The following is a 23,609-nucleotide window of genomic DNA, read 5'->3' on the forward strand; positions in this document are numbered from 1 at the left end:
CGGAACAAATGGCGACACTTTTTTGCTCGTTAGGGTTGACTTTGCATAAAACTGTCCTGTATGCTTTCCATCGTGGGATATTACGCCTACACGACATCAAACCCGCCTGAGCGCGGGTTTTTTATTTCAGGGTCAGAAGCACAGCACTTGTGCGTTCGGCTGCTAACCGAATGGTGGAAGGTTCGTCCATACAGACAGGCCAGGCCTCCTAGCAGGCTATAGCGGCGCTTCTAGTAAATAAATTGCAGAACGAATGTATCTTTTAAGGTGTAAGCCACGTAGAGTGCCCGGGTGGTGAATCCCCCTAAGCGGTGGGGCGTCTGGGCAAAACCAGTCGGGTTTATTGAGCGCGATTTTGTGGCCTAGCACAGGATCACCGGGAGGCACCCGGCATCACAACTTCAATACCATCATTTTTAAGGCTGCCTTTAGGCGGCCTTTTTTATTTCCCCTCATCCACTGAGAGGACTTACGGCAATAAGAGTGGTGCTATATTTAAAATGGCATTTGATAATGCTCTCGATACATCAAAACACTGGGCGGGGACGCGCCCGCTACGCAGAGACAGCTGCATGACCCCTTGACCAGCGATCCATGCTGGTCTTTTTTTCGCCATTAGCTCAACTGGAGAGAGCACAGAGCTTCTACCTCTGTGGTTCGGGGCTCGAGTCCTCGATGACGGAATTTTAACTGGTCAATTCTTTCTTCAGCCTTTGCATTTTTTCAAGAACCTCAGCTGGGTTGGTAACAATAAAACTGGCCGGGAAAAATACCGTCCCGCTGGATGGGTGAACGTCATGCCAGTGCTTCGTAACGGCGACAGAATGCGCCTCCAGGTAGCTGGCATAGGCATCTCTAATTGCCTTCCTTCTGCGGACTGGAACATAAGGTAGCAACTGGTAAAAATCAGTATAGCTAATGAGCTTGTGCGGGTAAGAGCCTCCCTGGATAGCCTGAATTTCGCTGAGTAGCTTCTCCAGAACTGGCGCAGATTGCTTTCTGAACTCTGCTTTGCGTGAAGAATGGTTGCTAATTAGTGACGGAACAAATAGTCCGGCCAGGGTAAGAAGCACTCCAATTATCGTGATAATTTCCATGAGGTATTTCCATGCCTGATTATGTTTATTCTGTTCTACCCGTGCTGGGATTCGGGTTTTCTTGTTTTGGCCTGGGTTACATCTTCGGCTTTGTGCGCGGACGAGACTGAGCAGGAAGGATAAATCGGCGGGTCAGGGCGGTGAATCCTGATATTTATCCAGTCCCGTCTTACAGGCTGCCATCTGGCGGCCTTTTTCTATTTCAGGTCCCGGGAATCAACATCAGATGGCTTCGTTGTTAAATGCAGCCCGAGGGCCTGACCCTATACACACGGAATAATTATGTCTGAGACCTTCACTATCGTAGGCGTTGGTCTTACATCGTCATCAGTCGGTGTAACCTTTGCCACGCTGTTTCCGGAGGCGACTCCAGCAGTGATGCTCGGATCACTCGCCGGAACGGCGTTATACGTTCTGACCTCAGATCCCCATCAACTCTGGAAGCAGGCTATCTTTGCGCTGATATCGTTTATCAGTGGCGTGTTCTTCTCCGTTCCCATGGCGAAAATCATGGCCGGAATTATTAACACGCCATTAAGCCTGATGAAGCCACCGGCCAGCATCGAGGTATCCCCAGCTGTCGGCGCTATCGTTACCGCTTCCATTTCCGTGGCAGTCCTGCTGCGTATTCTCCGCAAATCAAAAAGCGGGAAGATGCCAGGGCTGGGGGAGGAAGATAAATGACATGGCAACTTCTTCTGATGGATGCAAACGCCATAGTTTGCCTGTTAATCATGGTCAGGCTGATGTTTTTTCGGAAAGAAGGGAAGCGTCATCGCCTTAGTGTCGCGGTGCTGGCCTACCTGGTCATCCTTGCCGCCGGATTCAACGCCTTCAACATTCTTCTCGGCCATTACGTACAGGTTAATCTCGGCGATCTGCTGCTGAACTCCGTCATCTGCATGGCGGTGTGGCTGGCTCGCGGTAACCTGGCGAAGGTCGTTATAACGGAGTAGTCCATGCAAACCAGCGAAAAGGGCATTGCCCTGATCAAAGAGTTCGAAGGCTGCAAACTCACCGCCTACCAGGACAGCGTAGGTGTCTGGACGATCGGCTATGGCTGGACTCAGCCTGTCGATGGAAAACCAATCCGCGCCGGGATGACGATTAAGCAGGAAACGGCAGAGCGCCTGCTGAAGACCGGACTGGTCAGCTACGAGAGTGACGTGTCCCGCCTGGTTAAAGTCGGCCTGTCTCAGGGGCAATTCGACGCCCTGGTGTCGTTCACTTACAACCTCGGCGCCCGGTCACTGTCGACATCGACCCTGCTGCGAAAACTCAACGCCGGTGATTACGCTGGCGCAGCCGATGAGTTCCTGCGCTGGAATAAAGCTGGTGGCAAAGTCCTGAACGGCCTGACCCGTCGGCGTGAGGCGGAGCGCGCTCTGTTCCTGCCGTGATTGGCGCACTGATGAAGCGTTACTGGTTGCAGTTGCTGGTGGTGGCATTAATCGGTGTGCTGGCGTTCTTCGTAAACCACTACCGCGATAACGCCATCACCTATAAAGACCAGCGCGACAAGGCAACTGAGAATCTCAGCCTTGCGAAAAATACCATCGATGACATTAAGGTGCGCCAGCGCGATGTGGCCGCACTGGATGCCAAGTACACGAAGGAACTCGCCGATGCAAAAGCTGAAAATGATGCTCTGCAGCGCAAGCTTGATAATGGTGGCCGGGTGCTCGTCAAAGGCCGCTGTCCAGTGCCAGCCTCAGCCGAAGCCGCCAGCACCTCCGGCGTGGGCCATGATGCCATCGTCGAACTCTCTGACGTTGCTGGACGAAACGTTCTCGGTATCAGGGCTGGAATCATCAGCGATCAAAAATCCCTGAAGGTGTTGCAGGAATACATCAACACGCAGTGCCTGAAATAAAAATGTTTTGACCGCAATTTGCAAATCACAAAGTCCATTAAATGAGCCTCGCTACAACGCGGGGCTTTTTATGCCTGTTACCGCTGGGGAATTTTCTGTCATCGGTGAGGGGATTTATCCAGACTGCGCGTCGCAGCGCATAGACAACCCGAGTCTTTCAGAAAGCTGAGCCTGAGAACTGCCGTATATGGTGGCGACCATCTCGGGGCGGCTTTTCTGTGCGAACAGGCTCATCTTTCTAAAGGAACATCGCCATGCAATTAGTTGAAATCAAGAAGCTCGACCTGGTAACAAACACTGCCGCCATCGCCGAAGGTGTTGGGCGAGACCATGACACCATCATCAAGCTGGTTGACCGTAACAAAAGTGACCTTGAAGAGTTTGGTGAGGTCGGATTTGAAATCCGAGCTGGTTATAACAATGCCAAGGTTCGTGTCGCGGTACTTAACGAGCAGCAAACCACGCTGCTGATTACCTACATGCGAAACAACGAAGTTGTCCGGGCATTCAAGAAACGCCTGGTGGCTGAATTCTTCACGATGCGCAGCGCGCTGGCGAAGAAGAAGATGGATCGTAACTCGGCGCGCCTGGAGTACAAGCCGATGACAGATGCCATCAAGCATGAGCGAGAGGCTCAGGGTAAACAGATCGCACCGCATCACTTCTCCAACGAGGCTGACCTGATTAACAGGCTGGCTTTGGGCATGACTTCAGCCAAGTTCCGCGTGCATCACGAAATCGGGAAGAAAGAACCGATCCGCGATTACCTGACGCCGGAACAAATTCACTGCATCACCGAGCTACAGCGCGCCAACTCGGTATTTATCAGCATGGGGTGGGACTTCGAGCAAAGGAAAGAGGTGCTGCGCGGTATGTTCGAGCGCAATCACCGACAGCCACTTATCGAAGAACAGCACCGTCTGGCGGCCTAAGCTACAAAAATAGCTTCGAGAGCCACTTTCACAACGGCTTTCCATTACAAAGCTCATCTGCTGGTGGGCTTGATAATGGGAAAACAGTGATGCCTATAAGTTTTGGTAATTAGAAAAAACCTCAGATAAGTGCTAAAAATTTTCCCAGTAAACAATGATGAGATGAAGAATGAAAATCCTGGGATTTGATGAGCACAGAACAAAACGTGGGAGTGGTGCATTAAAGATCTTTGAGCTGGAGCGTGTACCAAGCAGTGACTGGGTAAAGATATTCGAAAGCCTGTTCACAAAAAGTGGTGATGAGGCGTGGGTTGAGGGGTATTGCATAGTAACGAACTGCCCAAGCAGTGACATAGCTGAAAGGCTAGTGCAGTTACAATCAAAGTGTGAAGAAGCAAACACAATATTCAGAACTAAGAACTCAACTCTTTGAACAGTAATCGCCGCCTACGGGCGGTTTATTATTGCCATTACAACGCTCATCTACCGGTGGACATTGATAATGCCTCTAGCTGCAGGTTTGCATTAGGAGTAAATGGCTGGGGGTATTTAGTCTACGTTTAAGACTTACAACTATGAGCGAGGCTGAATTATGCAAAGCGATAAAGAGGAATACCTTAAGCAGGCGTTACTGGTAGTCCTGTCTCTTAATGAGGACTCAGGTCTGAGCCTGGATGGGGTTGTGAATGATGTGCGTCGGGAAATGAGTAAGGGCGGAAAGTACAACCATTACTGTCCAGATGGTGCTGAAGAAGTATGTGGCATCGTTAAAAAGTCAGTAGAAGAGGTCAAAGCTAAAGGCCAAAAGCGCTGACGTTAAGCAATCAGTTCGCTTCCTCATTTACAGGAAAAGAATATCCTCGGATGATATCCCTGATAAGCTGTTGCCAAGTTCAACGGCTAATGAGGCAAAACGGTGATTGGAATTTTGAAACGTGGTCCCGCTGCAGTTAAAGTTAAAAATCATGTCACAGACTTGATGGCTGCTATGAGAACCTCTTTCCGTAAATTAACGGCTGGAGAGCGCTTTGATGAGACTACGCTGCATATAGTTTGCACAAGCATTATCGTTGCGGCGATTATGGAGCGAGGCGTCAGCTCACCCAGACTAATGACCGCTCTATCTGATCATGTAATGAATTCATACGGATTAAGTCTGGAAGAAATGCAGCTTACGCCTGTACTTGCGCATGGCATGCTCAAGGGATTGAATGGAAAAGATACTCTGCAGGTTAAAACGAGCATGCTAAATGACATTTGCCCCGGACATGAGTTTGGTATCGATGGAATTAGATGGTTTGAAACCAGCGTGAATTCAGCAAAGGATCAAATCGATTCGAACCTTAAGGATGCGATTCATACTTTGAGTAAATAATTTGTTTGCTGGTCCGCCACGCCAAGAACGACACATCTCGTTAAATTTGATAAGCCACTGGCATCTGCTGGTGGCTTTTTTATTGGAGTCAACAATATGCCAGCAGCTATCCCGCGCGCCTGCCGTAAACGAGGGTGCTCGGGCACCACCACAGACCGTTCCGGCTACTGCGAGGCGCACCGTAACGAAGGGTGGCAGCAGCATCAGCGCGGCCTGAGCCGCCACCAGCGTGGCTACGGCAGTAAGTGGGACATCATCCGCGCCCGAATCCTTAAACGTGATCGACACATCTGCCAGCAGTGCCTGCGCAATGGCAGGCCACGCCCTGCGGAAACGGTCGACCACATTATTCCGAAAGCTCACGGCGGCACAGACGAAGACAGCAACCTGGTTGCGATCTGCTTCAAGTGCCATAAGGCCAAAACCTCGCGGGATCGTTTAAACCGGAACTAACTCATTGAATCGCCACGGGTTTAACAGACACCTCAGAGTCATTTAAGATGACTTAAAGAGAGGTGCCCATGAGCGGTAAGCGTTATCCCGAAGAGTTTAAAATTGAAGCGGTAAAACAGGTTGTTGATCGCGGCCATTCTGTTTCCAGCGTGGCAACACGTCTCGGTATCACCACCCACAGTCTTTATGCCTGGATAAAGGCATATGGCCCGGATTCCTCAACCAATAAAGTCCAGTCAGACGCTCAGGCTGAGATCCGACGCCTCCAGAAAGAGCTGAAGCGGGTTACCGACGAACGGGACATATTAAAAAAAGCCGCGGCGTACTTCGCAAAGCTGTCCGACTGAGGTACGCCTTTATCCGTGACAACACCTATTGCTGGCCTGTCCGACTGCTTTGTCGGGTGCTGGATGTGCATCCGAGTGGTTTTTACGCCTGGCTTCAGCAGCCGGATTCACGGCGGCATCATGCTGACCTGAGGCTGACGGGGCTGATAAAGCAGTTCTGGCTGGAGTCGGGTTGCGTTTATGGTTATCGCAAGATCCACCTCGACCTGCGGGATACCGGACAACAGTGCGGAGTTAACCGTGTCTGGCGACTGATGAAGCGTGCCGGGATAAGGGCTCAGGTCGGGTACCGTAGCCCACGGGCACGTAAGGGTGAAACCAGCATCGTGACGCCCAACAGGCTCCAGCGGCAGTTCAACCCGGAAGCACCGGATGAGCGTTGGGTAACGGACATCACCTACATCCGGACTCACGAAGGCTGGCTGTATCTGGCTGTGGTTGTTGACCTGTTCTCGCGCAAAGTTATTGGCTGGTCAATGCAGCCCCGGATGACAAAGGATATTGTCCTGAATGCACTTCTGATGGCCGTGTGGCGACGTAATCCTCAAAAGCAGGTGCTGGTTCATTCTGATCAAGGCAGTCAGTACACAAGCTATGAGTGGCAGTCGTTCCTGAAATCACACGGGCTGGAGGGCAGTATGAGCCGTCGCGGTAACTGTCATGACAACGCAGTCGCAGAAAGTTTTTTCCAGCTACTGAAACGTGAACGGATAAAGAAAAAGATCTACGGAACGCGAGAAGAAGCTCGCGGTGATATTTTTGATTACATCGAAATGTTTTATAACAGTAAGCGTCGGCATGGTTCGAGTGATCATATGCCACCAACTGAATACGAAAAACAATATTATCAGCGGCTCGGAAGTGTCTAGATTATCTGTGGCGATTCAAAGAGTAAATCTGGAGCCGTTATTGAACTGGTGACAAAAATTATCTGGGGTTGAGGTTCTGCTAATACTTTGCGATGACAGAACTCAGTTCGCAAAGTTACAGGGAAGGTCTTTGATCACTAGTGACGGCGAAGCGATCAAAGATGAGGCGGCTGAAGTGCTGGGCAGGGTAAAGTACTTCATCAACCGAACTCTTGACTATGAGCGACCAACGATCTGATTGAGCGAAAGATATAACGTGAACACCTGAGCAATGACATGATAAAGGCCTATCAGGCCCCAAATGACAAATAAAATTAAAAAATCCCGCACGGGAGCGGGAAGCAGTATAGCTATATTTTAATTTTATTCTATTTCATAGGGAGTGTTATCGGCACGTATGGCTGAGACTTTAGAGCAATAAAAACCCGGCGCGGTGGCCGGGCTAGAGTAAATCATCTTGAGATTCTTGATATCATAGCAAGTTCTATTATGCCGCTTCGAATTTTGTAGTCTCCGAAAAGATTTGTCGTATCGGATTCTTTCATCGCATCGTACAGTAAATCAGTCTCTTCTTTATCAAAGAATTCAGTCAAGACATAAGCAGGGAAAGAATAGTCCTCACCAACCCTTCTGCATGTAACAGTAAGCTTTTCTGGGGTTTTCTTAATACCCTCGATCTCAACCTCTACGGTAAGTTCGCAGTTTGTCATTTTTTCTCGCGGGTTCTGAATCATCTCTTTAATATCTTTCTGGTCTAACTCAATTTTAGCAAGGCCATTGAATTCAACCCTATCGGCGTCAGAAACCCCTTTTAACACACCGACAACAGCGTTAGCTGCATGGTTTTGTATACCTTCAGAAACATCTCTTGCTGCAGGTGTAGCACTCGACGCACTAAGAGCTTCAACAATCCCATCCTTAAGGATTCTCATCCTCTCATTTTCAGAATTGTTATCATCTTTGGCTGAGTCAAGCTCCAGTTGCTTCATCCCTTTTTCATGCTTGTTTTTGAGATGCGACTTTACAAGCCACGCCCCGGTAAGGAGTAGAGATATGAGGACTAAGCAAATTGCCTTTTCTGTTCCGGTCATACCTTGGGTTGATCTCTCAAATGCAATGCCAAAAGAATCTATAACATCCTTGACAGCCACGATAAGGTCAGTACATCCAGGCTCGACCTTAAAGATTATCTCAAGCTCTTCACGATCCTTCTTTGTGAGGTGCTTAAGGTTGTCAGTTCCGTGTTTAACAAGCGTATACGCCTTATAGAGTTCTGTCTGAAACTCGCACATCCCTTGTGCTAGCGATGCTGGAATGGTTCCATTATAGCGCTCAGGATCTCCATAAATCTTGAAATTTACGACATTTACTAAGTTTATCCTTAGATTTTCTACCGCAATTTCTTCACCCTTTCTAAGGCGATTGAGCAAAAATTCAATGTCGCTTAGGTTTGAAATCTCGATTTGATTGTCCATTTTTTCCTTAGATCATACCCTTGGTAAAAGCTAACAGCTCCAATCTTGTGTCGGATAAGCGCTGAATGTGCCTTCGGCAAATGAAGTAAAATACTTTCTAGACTTCCTTCAAGATCACTAAATCAGGCGCAGATTCGTCTCTAACCAAAAGTCTCTTCCGGCCACTGCTACAGTTTGTTGTAAGCTATCGATTCGTGAATAAGCGCTTTGCCCATGATGTATAGCTGACCCTGTTTATATTCCGTCACTGAGCAGCCTTTGTATGCATAGCTATCAAAAGGGCGTTAAGAAAAGGCCATTGCATTCCGGATGATTTGGATTTTAGTTGAAAATATCAGATGTTATAACCTGGTGTTTTTCTCAGTGTTTTGAATGATTAGTCTGATACTAACCACATATCCGCCTCTTCAAACATTTCCTCCAGCATGCGGTTCAGTTTTTCCCGGTCGCTTTTGCTGGCATCGCTATTCAGAGCGTTCGCCTGCATCGGCTTCACCTTAACCTCAGCGTCGGGGAAAATTCGGTGAACTCTTTTCGTAAGTTCGGCCAGGATGATCTCCCGGGCACCATTCAGACCCTCAACATTCCGCTTGTCATAAATCAGTTCAACGAACATATCAGCCTCTTAGAATACTGTTTGTATATACAGTATCTTTACCTTGGCCGTTAACCCTGTCAAGCCACATGGAGTGCTCTCATTTCCTCTTTAAGGTTTTTGGGGTGGTATTTTTTGATGGAAGTGGGCTGTAAGCCCGATGGGGCGCGGCGCGGGAATAAAAAGGCCTTGGGGCATGGGTGGGGCAAAACCGGTTACTAAAGTACGTTTAAGTTCGTTAACTTGTCCATCTACCGATATCGCTCATCCCTTGTTTTATGCGCTCCTGGACGATCTTTACCGATATTAAATTTTATGTGCTCATATTATACAAATGTAGCAAAAAGGGTGTTTGTAACTGAAAAGATGAACATTCTGCGTAGCGCGATCTACACAACAGGAATAGACTGGATTCGTTATTCGACAAACGATGCAAAAGGTTTTCTATGACACAACAGCCACAAGCCAAATACCGCCACGACTATCGTGCGCCTGAATACCTGATTAGCGATATTGATCTGACTTTTGACCTGGATGCCACAAAAACTCTTGTTACGGCCGTAAGCCAGGTGACGCGCCAGAGCGCGACGGCTGTTCCCCTGCGCCTCGATGGTGAAGACCTGACGCTCGTATCCATCGCGGTAAACGACCAGGCCTGGACAGACTATAAAGAAGAGAACGGCCAGCTGGTTATTGATAACCTGCCGGAGCGTTTTACCCTGCGCATCGTGACCGAAATTAGCCCGGCAGCCAACACCGCGCTGGAAGGGCTGTACCAATCAGGTGAAGCACTCTGTACGCAGTGTGAAGCCGAAGGTTTCCGCCATATTACCTGGTATCTGGATCGCCCGGACGTTCTGGCGCGCTTCACCACCAAAATCATGGCCGATAAAACTCGCTATCCATTCCTGCTCTCCAACGGTAACCGTGTGGGCGAAGGCGAGCTGGAAAACGGGCGTCACTGGGTGCAGTGGCAAGATCCATTCCCGAAACCTTGCTACCTGTTTGCGCTGGTGGCAGGCGACTTCGATGTGCTGCGCGACACCTTCAAAACCCGCTCCGGACGCGACGTGGCGCTGGAGCTGTTCGTTGACCGTGGCAACCTCGACCGCGCGCCATGGGCGATGACGTCGCTCATCAACTCCATGAAGTGGGACGAGGAGCGCTTTGGCCTCGAATATGATCTCGACATCTACATGATCGTCGCCGTCGACTTCTTCAACATGGGGGCGATGGAGAACAAAGGCCTTAACGTCTTTAACTCCAAATATGTGCTGGCCCGTACCGATACCGCGACCGATAAAGATTACCTGGATATCGAGCGCGTGATTGGCCATGAATACTTCCACAACTGGACCGGTAACCGCGTGACCTGCCGCGACTGGTTCCAGCTGAGCCTGAAAGAGGGCTTAACCGTCTTCCGCGATCAGGAGTTCAGCTCGGATCTGGGTTCGCGTGCGGTTAATCGCATCAGCAACGTGCGCACCATGCGCGGTCTGCAGTTTGCTGAAGATGCCAGCCCGATGGCCCACCCGATTCGCCCGGACAAAGTGATTGAGATGAATAACTTCTACACCCTGACGGTGTATGAAAAGGGTTCTGAAATCATCCGTATGATCCACACCCTGTTAGGGGAAGAGAACTTCCAGAAAGGGATGCAGCTCTACTTCGAGCGTCATGACGGCAGCGCCGCCACCTGCGATGACTTTGTGCAGGCGATGGAAGATGCTTCCAACGTTGATCTTTCGCACTTCCGCCGCTGGTACAGCCAGGCCGGTACGCCGATTGTTACCGTAAAAGATGATTACAATCCTGAAACCGAGCAGTACTCTCTGACCATCAGCCAGCGTACGCCGCCAACGGCCGAGCAGGAAGAGAAGCACCCGCTGCACATTCCTTTTGCCATCGAGTTGTATGACAACGAAGGAAACGTGATCCCGCTGCAAAAAGGGGGTCACCCGGTGCACAATGTGCTCAACGTTACCCAGGCGGAGCAGACATTTGTATTCGATAACGTCTATTTCCAGCCGGTGCCGGCGTTGTTGTGCGAGTTCTCTGCACCCGTTAAGCTCGAATATAAGTGGAGCGATCAACAGCTCACCTTCCTGATGCGTCACGCGCGCAACGACTTCTCCCGCTGGGATGCGGCCCAGAGCCTGCTGGCGACCTACATTAAGCTGAACGTAAACCGCCATCAGCAAGGACAGCCGCTGTCGGTGCCGGTCCACGTGGCTGACGCTTTCCGCGCCATTCTGCTGGACGAGAACATCGACCCGGCGCTGGCGGCAGAGATCCTGACCCTGCCTTCCACCAGTGAAATTGCTGAGCTGTTTGAGATCATCGATCCGATCGCCATTGTGGCGGTACGCGAAGCGCTGACCCGCACCCTGGCGACCGAACTGGCCGATGAGTTCCTGGCGCTGTACAACGCGCATAAGCTCGACGAATACCGTGTCGAACATGCTGATATCGGCAAACGTTCACTGCGTAATACCTGTCTTCGCTACCTGGCCTTCGGCGAAACCGAACTGGCTGATACGCTGGTAAGCAAGCAGTATCACGACGCGGATAATATGACCGACGCGCTGGCTGCCCTGGCCGCTGCGGTGGCCGCTGAGCTGCCGTGCCGCGACGCGCTGATGCAGGCGTATGACGACAAGTGGCATCAGGACGGCCTGGTAATGGATAAGTGGTTCATTCTGCAATCCACCAGCCCGGCGGCAGACGTGCTGAATACTGTTCGCCGTCTTCTGAAGCACCGTTCATTTACCATGAGCAACCCGAACCGCGTACGTTCACTGATTGGCGCCTTTGCCAGCAGCAACCCGGCGGCTTTCCATGCCGAAGACGGCAGCGGGTATCAGTTTATGGTCGAGATGTTGACGGAGCTGAATAGCCGCAACCCGCAGGTGGCGTCGCGTCTGATTGAGCCACTGATTCGACTGAAGCGTTACGACGAGAAGCGTCAGGCGAAGATGCGTGCGGCGCTCGAGCAGTTGAAAGGGCTGGAGAACCTTTCTGGCGATCTGTACGAGAAGATCACCAAAGCACTGGCCTGATAAGCAGGTAATAGCGAAACGGCAACCCTGGTTGCCGTTTCTTATTTTCTCCCTCTCCACGTGGGAGAGGGCCGGGGTGAGGGCATCAGGCATTAACCTTAAACAATGCCCGCTCACTTACCCCACGCTTCATCACCCGATCCAGCACCTCTGCTTCCAGTTCCGCCAGCCTCGTCGACCCGACGCGCCGCGGACGCGGGATATCCACGTTCAGATCCAGACCAATTTTCCCCTCTTCTATTAACAGCACGCGATCGGCCATCGCCACGGCTTCGCTCACATCATGGGTTACCAGCAATACCGTAAACCCGTGTTCCTGCCAGAGGGACTCAATCAAGCCCTGCATATCTATCCGCGTCAGAGCATCGAGTGCGCCAAGCGGTTCATCCAGCAGCAGCAAACCCGGGCGGTGAATCAGCGCCCGGGCTAAAGCGACGCGCTGTTTCTGTCCCCCGGACAACGCTGCAGGCCATTCGCTCGCGCGATCCTGCAGACCCACGGCGGCCAGCGCCTGGCTTGCCGCCTCCCGCCAGTGACCCTTCAGCCCCAGACCCACGTTATCGATAACCGTTTTCCACGGCAGCAGGCGCGCGTCCTGAAACATCATCCGGGTATCATCCTGAATCTCCGCCAGCGGCGTATTGCCCGCCAGCAGTTCACCACCATTGGGGGCCTCCAGCCCGGCGAGCAGGCGCAGCAGCGTACTCTTGCCACCGCCGCTACGGCCAACCACTGCTACAAACTGCCCGGCGGGGATATGCAGATCCAGTTGGTTCAGAATGGTGTTGTCGCCGTAGCGTTTGGTCACGCCGTTCAGCAGCAACGGCGTTCCCTGGTTCAAGCGTGCAGTATTCATGCGTGTGCCTCACTTTTGACATAGGCCGGATTCCAGCGCAGCCAGATACGTTCCAGCCACTGGGCGCTGACGTCGGCGAGTTTGCCGAGCAGGGCGTATAGAATAATCGCCACCACGACGACATCGGTCTGCAGGAACTCGCGGGCATTCATCGCGAGGTAGCCGATACCGGAGTTGGCCGAAATGGTCTCTGCCACAATCAGCGTTAACCACATCAGGCCGAGGGCAAAACGTACCCCCACCATAATCGAGGGCAGGGCGCCGGGGAGGATCACATGGATAAACAGGGCAAAGCCCGATAAGCCATAGCTGCGTGCCATCTCGACCAGCCCACGATCAATGTTACGAATACCGTGCCAGGTGTTGATATAGATAGGGAAGAGGGTGCCGAGGGCCACCAGGAAAATCTTGGCACTCTCATCAATGCCGAACCACAGAATCACCAGCGGGATCAACGCCAGATGCGGCACGTTTCGCAGCATCTGGATGGAGGTGTCCAGTAGCCGCTCGCCCCAGCGGGAAAGTCCGCTGATCAGCCCCAGCGTCAGACCGATCGTCCCGCCGATTGTGAAGCCAATCAACGCCCGCCAGGAGCTGATCGCCAGATGCTGCCACAGCTCGCCGCTTGAACTTAGCGCCCAGAAAGCCTCTATCACCCCTTCCGGAGAGGGAAGTATCCGGCTCGACAACCAGCCCACTGACGAGGCCAGTTGCCAGATAGCCACGATACTGACAGGCAGTACCCAGGGCGCAATACGCAGCAGCCAGGTTGGGGAAGGTTTCGCCATACGTCCTCCTCAGCTCTGCGCGACGTTACGCGGAATAAATTCGTTGGCGACCGCCTCGCCCTGCAGTTGCAGGCGCTGCGGCTGTGGGACCTCCGGGATAGCAACATCCAGATGAGGGAAAAGAAGCTCACCCACTTTGTACGCCTCTTCCAGATGGGGATAACCTGAGAGAATAAAACTGTCGATACCCAGATCGGCATACTCATTAATCCGCGCCGCCACGGTCGGACCATCCCCCACCAGCGCCGTGCCGGCGCCCCCGCGCACCAGGCCGACCCCGGCCCACAGGTTAGGGCTAATCTCCAGATTTTCGCGTTTACCCTGGTGGAGGGAGGCCATCCGATGCTGTCCTACGGAGTCGGTTCTGGCGAAAGCAGCCTGCGCTCTGGCAATGGTTTCATCGTCCAGATGGGCAATCAGGCGATCGGCGGCTTGCCAGGCTTCTTCGTTCGTTTCACGCACAATCACGTGCAGGCGGATACCAAAACGCACGTTGCGCCCGCGCGCCGCCGCTTTGGCGCGAACCTGTTCAATCTTTTCTTTCACAAGTTCCGGCGGCTCGCCCCAGGTGAGATAGAGATCGACCTGCTCAGCGGCAAGATCCTGGGCCACATCTGATGAACCGCCAAAATAGAGCGGTGGGCGCGGCTGCTGCACCGGCGGGAAGTAGAGCTTCGCATCGCGGACGTGGATATGTTTGCCCTCGAAGGTAACCGTCTCCCCCTCCAGCAGACGCCGCCAGACGCGGGTAAATTCAGCCGAGGCTTCGTAACGCTCGGCGTGATCCAGAAACACGCCATCGCCAGCCAGTTCCTGTGGGTCACTCCCGGTCACCAGGTTAAACAGAGCGCGGCCATTGGATAAACGGTCCAGCGTGGCGGCCTGACGCGCTGCCACCGTTGGCGAGGTGACGCTCGGGCGCAATGCCACCAGAAATTTTAAGCGCTGAGTCACCGGAATCATCGAAGCCGCGACCAGCCAGGCATCTTCACAGGAACGTCCGGTCGGGATAAGCACCCCGGTAAACCCAATCCGGTCCGCCGCCTGGGCAATCTGCTGAAGATAGCCCTGATCCACCGGGCGTGCACCGGACTCGGTGCCAAGATAGTGACCATCACCGTGGGTAGGTAAAAACCAGAACAGATTCAGACTCATGATTTTGCTCCTTTATGCTCTGTCGGTTGCCAGATACGGTTACGGATATCGATTTTTTTCGGTACCAGTCGATTTTCGTAGAAGAGGTCGGCGGTCTGCTGCTGCAACGCCGCGGTGTGAGTATCCACCGGCTTAATGACGGTGGGTGGGCGGTGATCCAGATAGCTGGCAATGACCGGCTCAGGAAGACCCATAGTCTTTGCCAGCAGAGCGATACTGGCCTGCCGCTGGCTCTGGGTCAGGGCATCTGCGTCGCTGAAGGTATCCAGCACTCCCTGAATAAAGGCACCGTTCTTTTCCGCATAAGGACGCGCTGCCAGATAGAAAGAGCCGGTCTGTTTCAGGGTTTCCCCATCTTTCAGCACTCTAACTCCCCCCTGCAGCAAGGCTGCGGAGTAGTAGGGATCCCAGATAGCCCAGGCGTCCACATTATGTTGCTGAAACGCGGCGCGGGCATCGGCCGGGGAAAGATAAACTGGCTGTATCTCTTTAAACGTCAGACCGGCCTGCTGAAGGGCTCGTAACAACAGATTGTGTGAACTGGAGCCTTTCTGGAACGCCACTTTGCGGCCTTTGAGATCGGCAACGGTTTTGATCGGGCTGTTTTCCGGCACCAGAATCACTTCCGCTTTTGGTTTTGGCGGCTCGACGCCAACATACACAAGGTCTGCGCCGGCGGCCTGAGCAAAGATGGGGGGAATATCGCCGGTGCTACCCAAATCAATGCTGCCCACATTTAAGGCTTCCAGCATTTGTGGCCCCGCAGGAAACTCGACCCATGAAAAATGGGTGTTCGGGTAGCGTTTTTCCAGTAACTGATGGCTTTTAGCCAGCACCATGCTGACGCTACCTTTCTGATAACCAATCCGCAGATTTTCCGGTGCGGGTTCGGCGGCCTGTGCAAAGGAGGCGATCGCGATGATACCGGCCAGGCTCAGGCGGGCGAGGGTTTTAAACATGGGCGACTCCTTTCAACTGACCAAAAGCAGGAACCTGGACGTCACGACGATGCAGCGCCTGCCAGAAGGTCTCAAGGGCGCTATCAAGCCGGATTTGCAGGTTGGGGGAGAAATGCGGTTTATGCTGATAGTCAATGACTTGCGAATCATCGGCAAATACGCCGTGCAGGATCTCCTGCGCTTTCAGGGCGCTAAGCACCGGTTTGAGGGCATAATCTACCGCCAGCATGTGCGCCACCGTGCCGCCTGTGGCAAGAGGTAGCACCACTTTGCCCTCAAGGGCGCGTTCCGCAAGCAGATCAAGCAGCGTTTTCAACGCGCCGGAAAACGAGGCTTTATAGACCGGGGTCGCCACAATCAGGCCGTCTGCGCCTTGCAACTGCTCACTAAAAGCCTTTAATGCCGGGCTATCGAAGCGGGCATAAAGCAGATCCTCTGGGGAAAAGTTGTGCAGATTCCAGTGGTATACTTCGACCTCCAGCGAGGTAAGTTTCTCGCGGGCATATTCCAGCAGTGCGCTGGAGCGTGAAGGAAAACGCGGACTTCCAGCCAGAGTAATAACGCGCATACATGCTCCTTATAACCAATTGTTTGCTTTTATCTAACATTGATAACATTTACAGGCAGTGTGTCATTGCGCACTTATTCCACTAAATGATTTATACGCAAGTGAAATGCTAAAAAACGAATAAGGAGGAGAGGGAAAGTAAACGATTGCGTTGCTCCACGCTTTTTTTGCCGCAGGTCAATTCCCTTTCGGGCAAGATTCGCAGATAATACGCCCCCGGTTTGCACACCGGGAATCCAGGAGAGTTCATGTACTACCCCTTCGTTCGTAAAGCCCTTTTTCAGCTCGATCCAGAGCGCGCCCATGAATTTACATTCCAGCAATTACGCCGTATCACAGGAACACCGCTCGAAGCGCTAGTGCGCCAGAAAGTGATGGATAAACCGGTGCAGTGTATGGGGCTGACCTTTAAAAATCCGTTGGGTCTCGCAGCAGGACTCGACAAAAACGGTGAGTGCATCGACGCGCTGGGTGCGATGGGGTTCGGCTCTATTGAGATCGGCACCGTCACGCCACGCCCGCAGCCGGGCAATGAGCAACCGCGTCTGTTCCGCCTGGTCGAGGCCGAAGGGTTGATCAACCGGATGGGCTTTAACAACCTCGGTGTGGACCACCTCGTCGAGAACGTGAAAAAGGCCCATTTCGATGGCGTGCTGGGTATCAATATCGGTAAAAATAAAGATACGCCGGTAGAGCAGGGTAAAGATGACTATCTGATTTGTATGGAAAAAGTCTATGCCTATGCGGGTTATATTGCGGTGAATATCTCTTCGCCGAACACCCCGGGCTTACGCTCGTTGCAATATGGCGATGCCCTCGACGATTTATTAATTGCGATAAAAAATAAGCAGAATGATCTTCAGTCCCGGCATCATAAATATGTACCGGTCGCCGTGAAGATCGCCCCGGATCTTTCTGAAGAAGAATTGATCCAGGTTGCCGACAGCTTAGTTCGCCATAATATTGATGGCGTTATTGCAACCAATACGACACTGGATCGATCCCTGGTACAGGGAATGAAGCATTGCAACGAAGCGGGAGGACTCAGTGGCCGACCGGTGCAATTAAAAAGTACAGAAATTATTCGCCGCCTGTCAGCGGAATTAAAAGGTCAACTGCCGATTATTGGCGTGGGTGGCATTGACTCGATAATGGCGGCCCGCGAAAAAATGGCCGCCGGCGCTTCGCTGGTGCAAATTTATTCTGGCTTTATTTTTAAAGGCCCGCCGCTGATAAAAGAAATCGTTAATCACCTCTAATCTTTTCTCTCATTATGACGACCAGGGCTTTATTTCCAGCTCTGGTTGTTTTATATTCCGGGACTGTTGCTTATTTAGACATTATAGTCTTTGATTATTGAAGTAAAAAAACGAGACGGTAATAAGGACTTTCTTACGACAGGACGTTTCGGGGACGGGAGAGGCAAATGCGAATTAAACCTGACGATAACTGGCGCTGGTATTATTGTGAAGAGCATGATCGCATGATGCTGGATTTAGCCAATGGCATGCTTTTTCGTTCTCGTTTTGCCCGCCGGATGTTAACCCCAGACGCCTTCGCCCCCAGCGGTTTTTGCGTGGATGATGCCGCGCTCTATTTCTCTTTTGAAGAGAAATGCCGCGACCTGGAACTCTCTAAAGAACAGCGTGCTGAACTGGTGCTTAATGCTCTGGTGGCGATCCGCTTCCTCAAACCTCAAATGCCTAAAAGCTGGCATTTCCTCGCCCATGGTCAGCGCTGGAGTCCGGCGATGGGGGATGCTGCCTGCGTTCATTTGAGCGATACGGCAGAAGAGGTGAGTTTGCTGGTGGTTGAGTCTGGCGAAAACGCCGCGCTCTGCCTGCTGGCGCAGCCCGGTGTGGTGATTGCCGGGCGCACAATGCAGTTAGGTGATGCAATAAAAGTAATGAATGACCGCCTCAAACCGCAAATGCGGGTGGATTCGTTCAGTCTGGAGCAGGCCGTTTAAGGCGCCAGCTGTAGCGACGTTTTTGGGACGCAGCTGCAGCACAAAATCGTGCCGTCATTACCCATGGCGGCTTGCTTCAATGCGGTCACTTCCCCATCCAGCAACCGAATACGACAGCTCCCACAAATGCCCGCACGGCAGGAATAGGGTACGCGAATACCTGCCTGCTCAAGCTGCTCAAGTAAAATCTGCTGATTATTGCCGTTCAGGGTTTTATCTTGCCATTGAATAGTCACGGTGCTTTGCGGCTGGCTCTCTACCTCGATCTCCTCTTCCGTTGCGCCGGCGCCGTAAATTTTCGCCGGCCCGGTTGCGAGAATTTCAACCTCATCGCCCACGCGGATCACGCCGCTATTGCGCGCTATCAGATTCTGACCGAAATCCACGTCGCCGTTATCTTGCGCCGTACGGAATGATTGCAGCGTTTTCAGCGGCTCGCCCGCAGGATGTTTCTGCCCTTTTTCCGGACTGATGGTGGTGAAGATACAGCGGCTGCACGGCTTCGCCACGTCAAAAATGACGTTGCCAATGCGGATAACTTTCCAGGTGTCCTCTTCCCAGGGCTGCGCGCCGGTTACCACAATATTGGGGCGGAACTGCTCCATCTGCACGCTGGCCTTACAGCGGTTTTGCAGATCGCGCAGGGAGGCCTCGTTGGCCAGCAGGTAGGGGTAGCCATCGGCAAAGGAGAGGGGAACGCCCTCGTGACGCTTCACGCGACGCGTAGGAGCTTGTCCGACCCAGCGTAGCTGCACGTCACGGGCGAAAAAGCCGCTCAGCCAGCGGTTAATGGCCTCAGGCGCGATATGCGCGGTGAAGTGGTTACCCCATACCTCCGTCGGTGCGTTGTCCGGGGCAAAATCGCTAAAACGCACCACGGCGCTGGAGCCATCCGGCGCGGTCAGGTGTAAACCATCGTGCAGCGGAGAAGGGATAAAGCGTACCATCTGCGGGAACTGACGCGCAGTAATGAAAGTACCATCCGTTTCGGTGAGCATAAAAATACGATCAAAGGCAAAACCGCTGACATCTGCCAGTGCATGCGTCAGCCCAATACCACGCATCGATTTGACCGGATGGATAAAAAGCCTGGATAACGTAGGCACGGCAATCTCCCGCAAATGAAAATAAGCCCTCAACTTTATGACATAGAGCGCATATTAGCTATAATGCGCAGCAATTTTCTAAGAGTAAAAGTGACGATATGAATTCTCTGTTTGCCAGTACGGCCCGTGGGCTGGAAGAGCTGTTAAAAACTGAACTGGAAAGTCTGGGCGCGACAGCGTGTCAGGTGGTTCAGGGTGGTGTCCATTTTGAGGGCGACACACGGCTTATTTACCAGAGCCTGATGTGGAGCCGCCTGGCCTCGCGCATCATGCTGCCGATGAAAGAGTTTAAGGTCTATAGCGATCTCGATCTCTACACCGGCGTACAGATGATCGACTGGACAGAGATCTTTGCGCCGGGGGCGACCTTTGCGGTGCACTTCAACGGCGTGAATGATGAGATCCGCAACAGCCAGTACGGCGCGCTGCGTGTGAAAGACGCCGTGGTTGACTGTTTTACCCGTAAAAATCGTGAGCGCCCGAACGTTGATCGTGAAAACCCCGATCTGCGTATTAACGTGTGGCTGAATAAAGAGACGGCGAGCCTTTCACTGGACATGAGCGGTGAAGGTCTGCATCAGCGCGGATATCGCGATCGCGCCGGTGCGGCGCCGATCAAAGAAAACCTGGCCGCCGCGATTGTCATGCGTTCTGGCTGGCAACCGGGCACTCCGCTGCTCGATCCGATGTGTGGTTCAGGTACTCTGCTGATTGAAGCCGCTATGTATGCCACCGATCGTGCGCCGGGTCTGCACCGTGGCAACTGGGGGTTCAGCGGCTGGGCGCAGCACGATGACGCCATCTGGAAAGAGGTGAAGGCCGAGGCACAGACCCGTGCCCGTGCCGGGCTGGCGGCTTACGGTTCGCGTTTCTACGGCTCGGACAGCGACTCCCGCGTCATTGAGCGCGCGCGCAGCAACGCCCGTCGGGCGGGCATTGGCGAGCTTATCGATTTCAACGTGAAAGACGTGGCGCAGCTGAGCAATCCACTGCCGAAAGGGCCGTACGGCACGGTTATTAGCAACCCGCCTTACGGCGAGCGTCTGGACAGCGAGCCGGCTTTGATCGCTCTGCACAGCCTGCTGGGCCGGATCATGAAAGATCAGTTTGGCGGCTGGAATCTGTCGCTGTTTAGCGCCTCTCCGGAACTACTGAGCTGCCTGCAGCTGCGCGCCGACCGCCAGTTCAAAGCCAAAAACGGCCCGCTGGACTGCGTGCAGAAAAACTATCATCTCGCGGAGAAATCTGGCGAAAGCAAGCCGACCACCGTGGCGGAAGACTACGCGAACCGTCTGCGCAAGAACCTGAAGAAATATGAAAAGTGGGCGAAGCAGGAGGGCATTGAGTGCTATCGCCTGTACGACGCCGACCTGCCTGAATACAACGTTGCCGTAGACCGTTACGCCGACTGGGTCATTGTGCAAGAGTATGCGCCACCGAAAACTATCGACGCGCAGAAAGCCCGCCAGCGTATGCTGGATGTGATTGCGGCAACCATCGGCGTGCTGGGTATTGCCCCGAATAAGCTGGTGCTGAAAACCCGTGAACGCCAGAAAGGTAAAAATCAGTACCAGAAGATGGGCGAGAAGGGCGATTTCCTGGAAGTGGGAGAATATAACGCGCGCCTGCTGGTCAACCTTACGGACTATCTGGACACTGGCCTGTTCCTCGATCACCGCATCGCCCGTAAGATGCTGGGCCAGATGAGCAAAGGAAAAGACTTCCTTAATCTCTTCTCCTATACCGGAAGCGCCAGCGTACACGCCGGCCTGGGCGGTGCGCGTAGCACCACCACGGTGGACATGTCCCGCACCTATCTGGAGTGGGCTGAACGTAACCTGCGTCTGAATGGCCTGACCGGCCGCCAGCATCGCCTGATGCAGGCCGATGTACTGGGCTGGCTGCGCGATACCGACGAACAATTCGATCTGATCTTTATCGATCCACCGACGTTCTCCAACTCTAAGCGTATGGAGGACTCGTTTGACGTCCAGCGTGACCACCTGCGCCTGATGACCGCCCTGAAGCGCCTGCTGCGCAAAGGTGGCACCATCATGTTCTCGAACAACAAACGCGGCTTCCGCATGGATCACGACGGCCTGAGCGCTCTGGGGCTGAAAGCTGAAGAGATTAGTCAAAAGACGATCTCTCAGGACTTCGCCCGTAACCGTCAGATCCACAACTGCTGGCTTATTACCGCCGCCTGAAAGGAATAGTAAATGTCATTAATCAGTATGCACGGCGCATGGCTCTCCTTTAGCGATGCTCCCCTTCTCGATGATACTGAACTGCATATCGAGGATAATGAACGCGTCTGTCTGGTAGGCCGCAACGGCGCGGGTAAATCTACCCTGATGAAGATCCTGAACCGTGAACAGGGGCTGGACGATGGTCGTATCGTCTATGAGCAGGATCTTATCGTCTCGCGTCTGCAGCAGGACCCACCGCGTAACGTGGCGGGCACGGTTTATGATTTCGTTGCGGAAGGGATCTCTGAGCAAGCCGAATACCTGAAGGGCTATCACGACATTTCACATCTGGTGATGACCGATCCGAGCGAAAAAAATCTCAATGAGATGGCGCGCCTGCAGGAGTTGCTGGATCATCATGGCCTGTGGCAGCTTGAAAACCGCATCACGGAAGTGCTGGAACAGCTCGGTCTGGATCCGGACATGGAGCTGGCATCGCTCTCCGGCGGCTGGCTGCGTAAAGCGGCGCTTGGCCGGGCGCTGGTAAGCGGCCCGAAAGTGCTGCTGCTGGATGAACCGACTAACCACCTGGATATCGAAGCTATCGACTGGCTGGAAGGATTCCTGAAGACCTTTAACGGGACGATTATCTTTATCTCGCATGACCGTTCGTTTATTCGCAATATGGCTACCCGTATTGTCGATCTCGATCGCGGCAAGCTGGTGACCTATCCGGGCGATTACGACACCTATCTGCTGGAGAAAGAAGAGAACCTGCGCGTTGAAGAGCTGCAAAATGCCGAGTTTGACCGCAAGCTTGCGCAGGAAGAGGTCTGGATCCGCCAGGGCATCAAAGCCCGTCGTACCCGTAATGAAGGCCGCGTACGCGCCCTGAAAGCGATGCGTAACGAACGTAGCCAACGCCGTGAAGTGATGGGCAGTGCCAAAATGCAGGTAGAAGAGGCGGCCCGTTCCGGGAAGATCGTCTTCGAGCTGGAAAATGTCAATTATCAGGTTGATGGCAAAGTGCTGGTAAACAACTTCACGGCTCAGGTTCAGCGCGGTGACAAAATAGCCCTGATCGGCCCTAACGGCTGTGGCAAAACCACGCTGCTGAAATTGATGCTCGGCCAGCTAAAAGCCGACAGCGGCCGGGTCCACTGCGGTACCAAACTGGAAGTGGCCTACTTTGATCAGCACCGTGCTGAGCTCGATCCTGACAGAACGGTGATGGATAACCTGGCGGAAGGTAAGCAAGAGGTGATGGTAAACGGGAAACCGCGCCATGTGCTGGGCTATCTGCAGGACTTCCTCTTCCACCCGAAACGCGCCATGACGCCGGTGCGGGCACTTTCTGGGGGAGAGCGTAATCGACTGCTGCTGGCACGTCTGTTCCTGAAACCCAGCAACCTGTTGATCCTCGATGAACCGACGAACGATCTTGATGTGGAAACGCTGGAACTTCTTGAAGAACTGATTGATAGTTACCAAGGTACTGTGTTGCTGGTCAGCCACGATCGTCAGTTTGTGGACAATACCGTGACCGAGTGCTGGATCTTCGAAGGCGAAGGCCGTATCGGGCAATATGTCGGGGGGTATCACGATGCCCGCGGGCAGCAGTCTCAATCACAGGCGCTGAAGCAATCTCGCAGCAAAAATGATGCGGAAGCCGCTGTCACCAAATCCGAAGCGGTAAAAAGAGGCAGCAGTAAGCTAAGCTATAATCTGCAGCGCGAGCTGGAAGGGTTGCCGCAGCGTATGGAAGAGCTGGAAGCAAACCTTGAAGCCTTGCAGGCCCAGGTCGCCGATGGCGCGTTCTTCAACCAGCCGCATGACCACACTCAAAAAGTCCTGGCGGATCTGGCGCAGGCTGAGCAGGCGCTGGAAGAAGCATTCGAACGCTGGGAGTACCTTGAGGCTCTGAAAAACGGCGCTTAAGTAAAT

The 23,609-nt window shown here is 53.1% G+C and carries 24 protein-coding genes and 1 tRNA gene; 16 read left to right on the plus strand and 9 right to left on the minus strand.

What is annotated here, in order from left to right:
• Window positions 1-608: 608 nt before the first annotated feature.
• Window positions 609-684: transfer RNA gene (locus JZ655_RS07200), tRNA-Arg, on the plus strand.
• Between the two features lie 2 nt (window positions 685-686).
• On the opposite strand, the gene JZ655_RS07205 is transcribed toward JZ655_RS07200, so the two are convergent.
• Window positions 687-1,097 (minus strand): hypothetical protein, encoded by a 411-nt coding sequence (locus tag JZ655_RS07205; protein ID WP_207293393.1) that lies wholly within the window; start codon window positions 1,095-1,097, stop codon window positions 687-689.
• Between the two features lie 282 nt (window positions 1,098-1,379).
• Here JZ655_RS07205 and JZ655_RS07210 point away from each other — a divergent pair, with 282 nt between their 5' ends.
• The 10 genes from JZ655_RS07210 (at window position 1,380) to JZ655_RS07255 (ending at window position 6,946) form a co-directional block, all read left to right on the plus strand.
• The gene (locus JZ655_RS07210; RefSeq protein ID WP_001514183.1) at window positions 1,380-1,781 is read left to right on the plus strand and encodes a putative holin; all 402 of its coding nucleotides are present in this window, start codon (window positions 1,380-1,382) and stop codon (window positions 1,779-1,781) included.
• Window positions 1,778-2,053 (plus strand): phage holin family protein, encoded by a 276-nt coding sequence (locus JZ655_RS07215; protein WP_001514184.1) that lies wholly within the window; start codon window positions 1,778-1,780, stop codon window positions 2,051-2,053. Before JZ655_RS07210 ends, JZ655_RS07215 begins: the two co-directional genes overlap by 4 nt.
• A gap of 3 nt (window positions 2,054-2,056) precedes the next feature.
• Window positions 2,057-2,497 carry a lysozyme gene (locus JZ655_RS07220; protein WP_207293394.1) on the plus strand — a complete coding sequence of 147 codons (441 nt, stop codon included), beginning with the start codon at window positions 2,057-2,059 and terminating at the stop codon, window positions 2,495-2,497.
• Between the two features lie 11 nt (window positions 2,498-2,508).
• A complete protein-coding gene (locus JZ655_RS21605) occupies window positions 2,509-2,970 on the plus strand; it encodes a lysis protein (RefSeq protein WP_425352470.1) in 462 nt (153 codons plus the stop codon).
• Window positions 2,971-3,224: 254 nt separating this feature from the next.
• Window positions 3,225-3,902 carry a Rha family transcriptional regulator gene (locus tag JZ655_RS07230; RefSeq protein ID WP_207293396.1) on the plus strand — a complete coding sequence of 226 codons (678 nt, stop codon included), beginning with the start codon at window positions 3,225-3,227 and terminating at the stop codon, window positions 3,900-3,902.
• Window positions 3,903-4,071: 169 nt separating this feature from the next.
• Entirely contained in the window at window positions 4,072-4,335 is a 264-nt protein-coding gene (locus tag JZ655_RS07235; RefSeq protein ID WP_207293397.1) for a hypothetical protein, read from the plus strand.
• A 159-nt stretch (window positions 4,336-4,494) separates the two neighbouring features.
• The gene (locus JZ655_RS07240) at window positions 4,495-4,716 is read left to right on the plus strand and encodes a hypothetical protein (RefSeq protein WP_207293398.1); all 222 of its coding nucleotides are present in this window, start codon (window positions 4,495-4,497) and stop codon (window positions 4,714-4,716) included.
• 102 nt (window positions 4,717-4,818) lie between these two features.
• On the plus strand, window positions 4,819-5,277 hold the full coding sequence (locus tag JZ655_RS07245) for a hypothetical protein (protein ID WP_207293399.1): 459 nt from the start codon (window positions 4,819-4,821) through the stop codon (window positions 5,275-5,277).
• 96 nt (window positions 5,278-5,373) lie between these two features.
• Window positions 5,374-5,730: an HNH endonuclease gene (locus JZ655_RS07250; RefSeq protein ID WP_207293400.1), complete on the plus strand. Its 357-nt coding sequence runs from the start codon at window positions 5,374-5,376 to the stop codon at window positions 5,728-5,730.
• A gap of 68 nt (window positions 5,731-5,798) precedes the next feature.
• Window positions 5,799-6,946 (plus strand): IS3 family transposase gene (locus JZ655_RS07255; RefSeq protein ID WP_160435769.1). Its coding sequence is split into 2 segments (ribosomal slippage): window positions 5,799-6,036 and window positions 6,036-6,946, totalling 1,149 coding nucleotides; the frame shifts between segments, so codons are not numbered across the junction.
• 452 nt (window positions 6,947-7,398) lie between these two features.
• On the opposite strand, the gene JZ655_RS07260 is transcribed toward JZ655_RS07255, so the two are convergent.
• Window positions 7,399-8,421 carry a hypothetical protein gene (locus JZ655_RS07260; RefSeq protein WP_207293401.1) on the minus strand — a complete coding sequence of 341 codons (1,023 nt, stop codon included), beginning with the start codon at window positions 8,419-8,421 and terminating at the stop codon, window positions 7,399-7,401.
• A gap of 376 nt (window positions 8,422-8,797) precedes the next feature.
• Window positions 8,798-9,037, minus strand: a complete 240-nt coding sequence (locus JZ655_RS07265; RefSeq protein WP_207293402.1) for a DinI family protein — start codon at window positions 9,035-9,037, stop codon at window positions 8,798-8,800.
• 425 nt (window positions 9,038-9,462) lie between these two features.
• Here JZ655_RS07265 and pepN point away from each other — a divergent pair, with 425 nt between their 5' ends.
• On the plus strand, window positions 9,463-12,075 hold the full coding sequence (gene pepN, locus JZ655_RS07270) for an aminopeptidase N (RefSeq protein WP_207293403.1): 2,613 nt from the start codon (window positions 9,463-9,465) through the stop codon (window positions 12,073-12,075).
• Window positions 12,076-12,160: 85 nt separating this feature from the next.
• On the opposite strand, the gene ssuB is transcribed toward pepN, so the two are convergent.
• From ssuB to ssuE, 5 genes are read right to left on the minus strand one after another with little or no spacing between them, the layout of a single operon-like run.
• Complete coding sequence (ssuB, locus tag JZ655_RS07275; RefSeq protein ID WP_207293404.1) at window positions 12,161-12,931, minus strand: aliphatic sulfonates ABC transporter ATP-binding protein; 771 nt, start codon at window positions 12,929-12,931, stop codon at window positions 12,161-12,163.
• Window positions 12,928-13,719, minus strand: coding sequence for an aliphatic sulfonate ABC transporter permease SsuC (gene ssuC, locus JZ655_RS07280; RefSeq protein WP_040076304.1), 792 nt, complete (start codon window positions 13,717-13,719; stop codon window positions 12,928-12,930). Before ssuC ends, ssuB begins: the two co-directional genes overlap by 4 nt.
• A 9-nt stretch (window positions 13,720-13,728) precedes the next feature.
• Window positions 13,729-14,874 carry an FMNH2-dependent alkanesulfonate monooxygenase gene (gene ssuD, locus JZ655_RS07285; protein WP_207293405.1) on the minus strand — a complete coding sequence of 382 codons (1,146 nt, stop codon included), beginning with the start codon at window positions 14,872-14,874 and terminating at the stop codon, window positions 13,729-13,731.
• The gene (locus JZ655_RS07290; protein WP_207293406.1) at window positions 14,871-15,833 is read right to left on the minus strand and encodes a sulfonate ABC transporter substrate-binding protein; all 963 of its coding nucleotides are present in this window, start codon (window positions 15,831-15,833) and stop codon (window positions 14,871-14,873) included. Before JZ655_RS07290 ends, ssuD begins: the two co-directional genes overlap by 4 nt.
• Window positions 15,826-16,401, minus strand: coding sequence for an NADPH-dependent FMN reductase (gene ssuE / locus JZ655_RS07295; RefSeq protein ID WP_207293407.1), 576 nt, complete (start codon window positions 16,399-16,401; stop codon window positions 15,826-15,828). The genes JZ655_RS07290 and ssuE overlap by 8 nt, the downstream gene beginning before the upstream one ends.
• 248 nt (window positions 16,402-16,649) lie before the next feature.
• Between ssuE and pyrD the strand changes: the two genes are divergently transcribed.
• Both pyrD and zapC read left to right on the plus strand, forming a co-directional pair.
• On the plus strand, window positions 16,650-17,660 hold the full coding sequence (gene pyrD / locus JZ655_RS07300; protein WP_040076299.1) for a quinone-dependent dihydroorotate dehydrogenase: 1,011 nt from the start codon (window positions 16,650-16,652) through the stop codon (window positions 17,658-17,660).
• A 167-nt stretch (window positions 17,661-17,827) separates the two neighbouring features.
• Window positions 17,828-18,370 (plus strand): cell division protein ZapC, encoded by a 543-nt coding sequence (gene zapC / locus JZ655_RS07305; protein ID WP_040076298.1) that lies wholly within the window; start codon window positions 17,828-17,830, stop codon window positions 18,368-18,370.
• Here zapC and JZ655_RS07310 read toward each other — a convergent pair.
• The gene (locus JZ655_RS07310; RefSeq protein ID WP_207293408.1) at window positions 18,367-19,476 is read right to left on the minus strand and encodes a YcbX family protein; all 1,110 of its coding nucleotides are present in this window, start codon (window positions 19,474-19,476) and stop codon (window positions 18,367-18,369) included. The genes zapC and JZ655_RS07310 overlap by 4 nt on opposite strands.
• A gap of 98 nt (window positions 19,477-19,574) precedes the next feature.
• Between JZ655_RS07310 and rlmKL the strand changes: the two genes are divergently transcribed.
• Together rlmKL and JZ655_RS07320 are read left to right on the plus strand one after the other, a co-directional pair.
• On the plus strand, window positions 19,575-21,683 hold the full coding sequence (rlmKL, locus tag JZ655_RS07315) for a bifunctional 23S rRNA (guanine(2069)-N(7))-methyltransferase RlmK/23S rRNA (guanine(2445)-N(2))-methyltransferase RlmL (RefSeq protein WP_207293409.1): 2,109 nt from the start codon (window positions 19,575-19,577) through the stop codon (window positions 21,681-21,683).
• A 12-nt stretch (window positions 21,684-21,695) separates the two neighbouring features.
• Window positions 21,696-23,603, plus strand: coding sequence for an ABC transporter ATP-binding protein (locus tag JZ655_RS07320; protein ID WP_207293410.1), 1,908 nt, complete (start codon window positions 21,696-21,698; stop codon window positions 23,601-23,603).
• The last annotated feature ends 6 nt before the right edge of the window (window positions 23,604-23,609 follow it).

This window comes from Leclercia pneumoniae (assembly GCF_017348915.1).
GTDB classification, from domain to species: domain Bacteria; phylum Pseudomonadota; class Gammaproteobacteria; order Enterobacterales; family Enterobacteriaceae; genus Enterobacter; species Enterobacter pneumoniae.

Coding starts and splice junctions, on each gene's coding strand:
- JZ655_RS07205 (WP_207293393.1), bottom strand. CDS start 1,097: ATGGAAATTATCACGATAATTGGAGTGCTTCTTACCCTGGCCGGACTA.
- JZ655_RS07210 (WP_001514183.1), top strand. CDS start 1,380: ATGTCTGAGACCTTCACTATCGTAGGCGTTGGTCTTACATCGTCATCA.
- JZ655_RS07215 (WP_001514184.1), top strand. CDS start 1,778: ATGACATGGCAACTTCTTCTGATGGATGCAAACGCCATAGTTTGCCTG.
- JZ655_RS07220 (WP_207293394.1), top strand. CDS start 2,057: ATGCAAACCAGCGAAAAGGGCATTGCCCTGATCAAAGAGTTCGAAGGC.
- JZ655_RS21605 (WP_425352470.1), top strand. CDS start 2,509: ATGAAGCGTTACTGGTTGCAGTTGCTGGTGGTGGCATTAATCGGTGTG.
- JZ655_RS07230 (WP_207293396.1), top strand. CDS start 3,225: ATGCAATTAGTTGAAATCAAGAAGCTCGACCTGGTAACAAACACTGCC.
- JZ655_RS07235 (WP_207293397.1), top strand. CDS start 4,072: ATGAAAATCCTGGGATTTGATGAGCACAGAACAAAACGTGGGAGTGGT.
- JZ655_RS07240 (WP_207293398.1), top strand. CDS start 4,495: ATGCAAAGCGATAAAGAGGAATACCTTAAGCAGGCGTTACTGGTAGTC.
- JZ655_RS07250 (WP_207293400.1), top strand. CDS start 5,374: ATGCCAGCAGCTATCCCGCGCGCCTGCCGTAAACGAGGGTGCTCGGGC.
- JZ655_RS07260 (WP_207293401.1), bottom strand. CDS start 8,421: ATGGACAATCAAATCGAGATTTCAAACCTAAGCGACATTGAATTTTTG.
- JZ655_RS07265 (WP_207293402.1), bottom strand. CDS start 9,037: ATGTTCGTTGAACTGATTTATGACAAGCGGAATGTTGAGGGTCTGAAT.
- pepN (WP_207293403.1), top strand. CDS start 9,463: ATGACACAACAGCCACAAGCCAAATACCGCCACGACTATCGTGCGCCT.
- ssuB (WP_207293404.1), bottom strand. CDS start 12,931: ATGAATACTGCACGCTTGAACCAGGGAACGCCGTTGCTGCTGAACGGC.
- ssuC (WP_040076304.1), bottom strand. CDS start 13,719: ATGGCGAAACCTTCCCCAACCTGGCTGCTGCGTATTGCGCCCTGGGTA.
- ssuD (WP_207293405.1), bottom strand. CDS start 14,874: ATGAGTCTGAATCTGTTCTGGTTTTTACCTACCCACGGTGATGGTCAC.
- JZ655_RS07290 (WP_207293406.1), bottom strand. CDS start 15,833: ATGTTTAAAACCCTCGCCCGCCTGAGCCTGGCCGGTATCATCGCGATC.
- ssuE (WP_207293407.1), bottom strand. CDS start 16,401: ATGCGCGTTATTACTCTGGCTGGAAGTCCGCGTTTTCCTTCACGCTCC.
- pyrD (WP_040076299.1), top strand. CDS start 16,650: ATGTACTACCCCTTCGTTCGTAAAGCCCTTTTTCAGCTCGATCCAGAG.
- zapC (WP_040076298.1), top strand. CDS start 17,828: ATGCGAATTAAACCTGACGATAACTGGCGCTGGTATTATTGTGAAGAG.
- rlmKL (WP_207293409.1), top strand. CDS start 19,575: ATGAATTCTCTGTTTGCCAGTACGGCCCGTGGGCTGGAAGAGCTGTTA.
- JZ655_RS07320 (WP_207293410.1), top strand. CDS start 21,696: ATGTCATTAATCAGTATGCACGGCGCATGGCTCTCCTTTAGCGATGCT.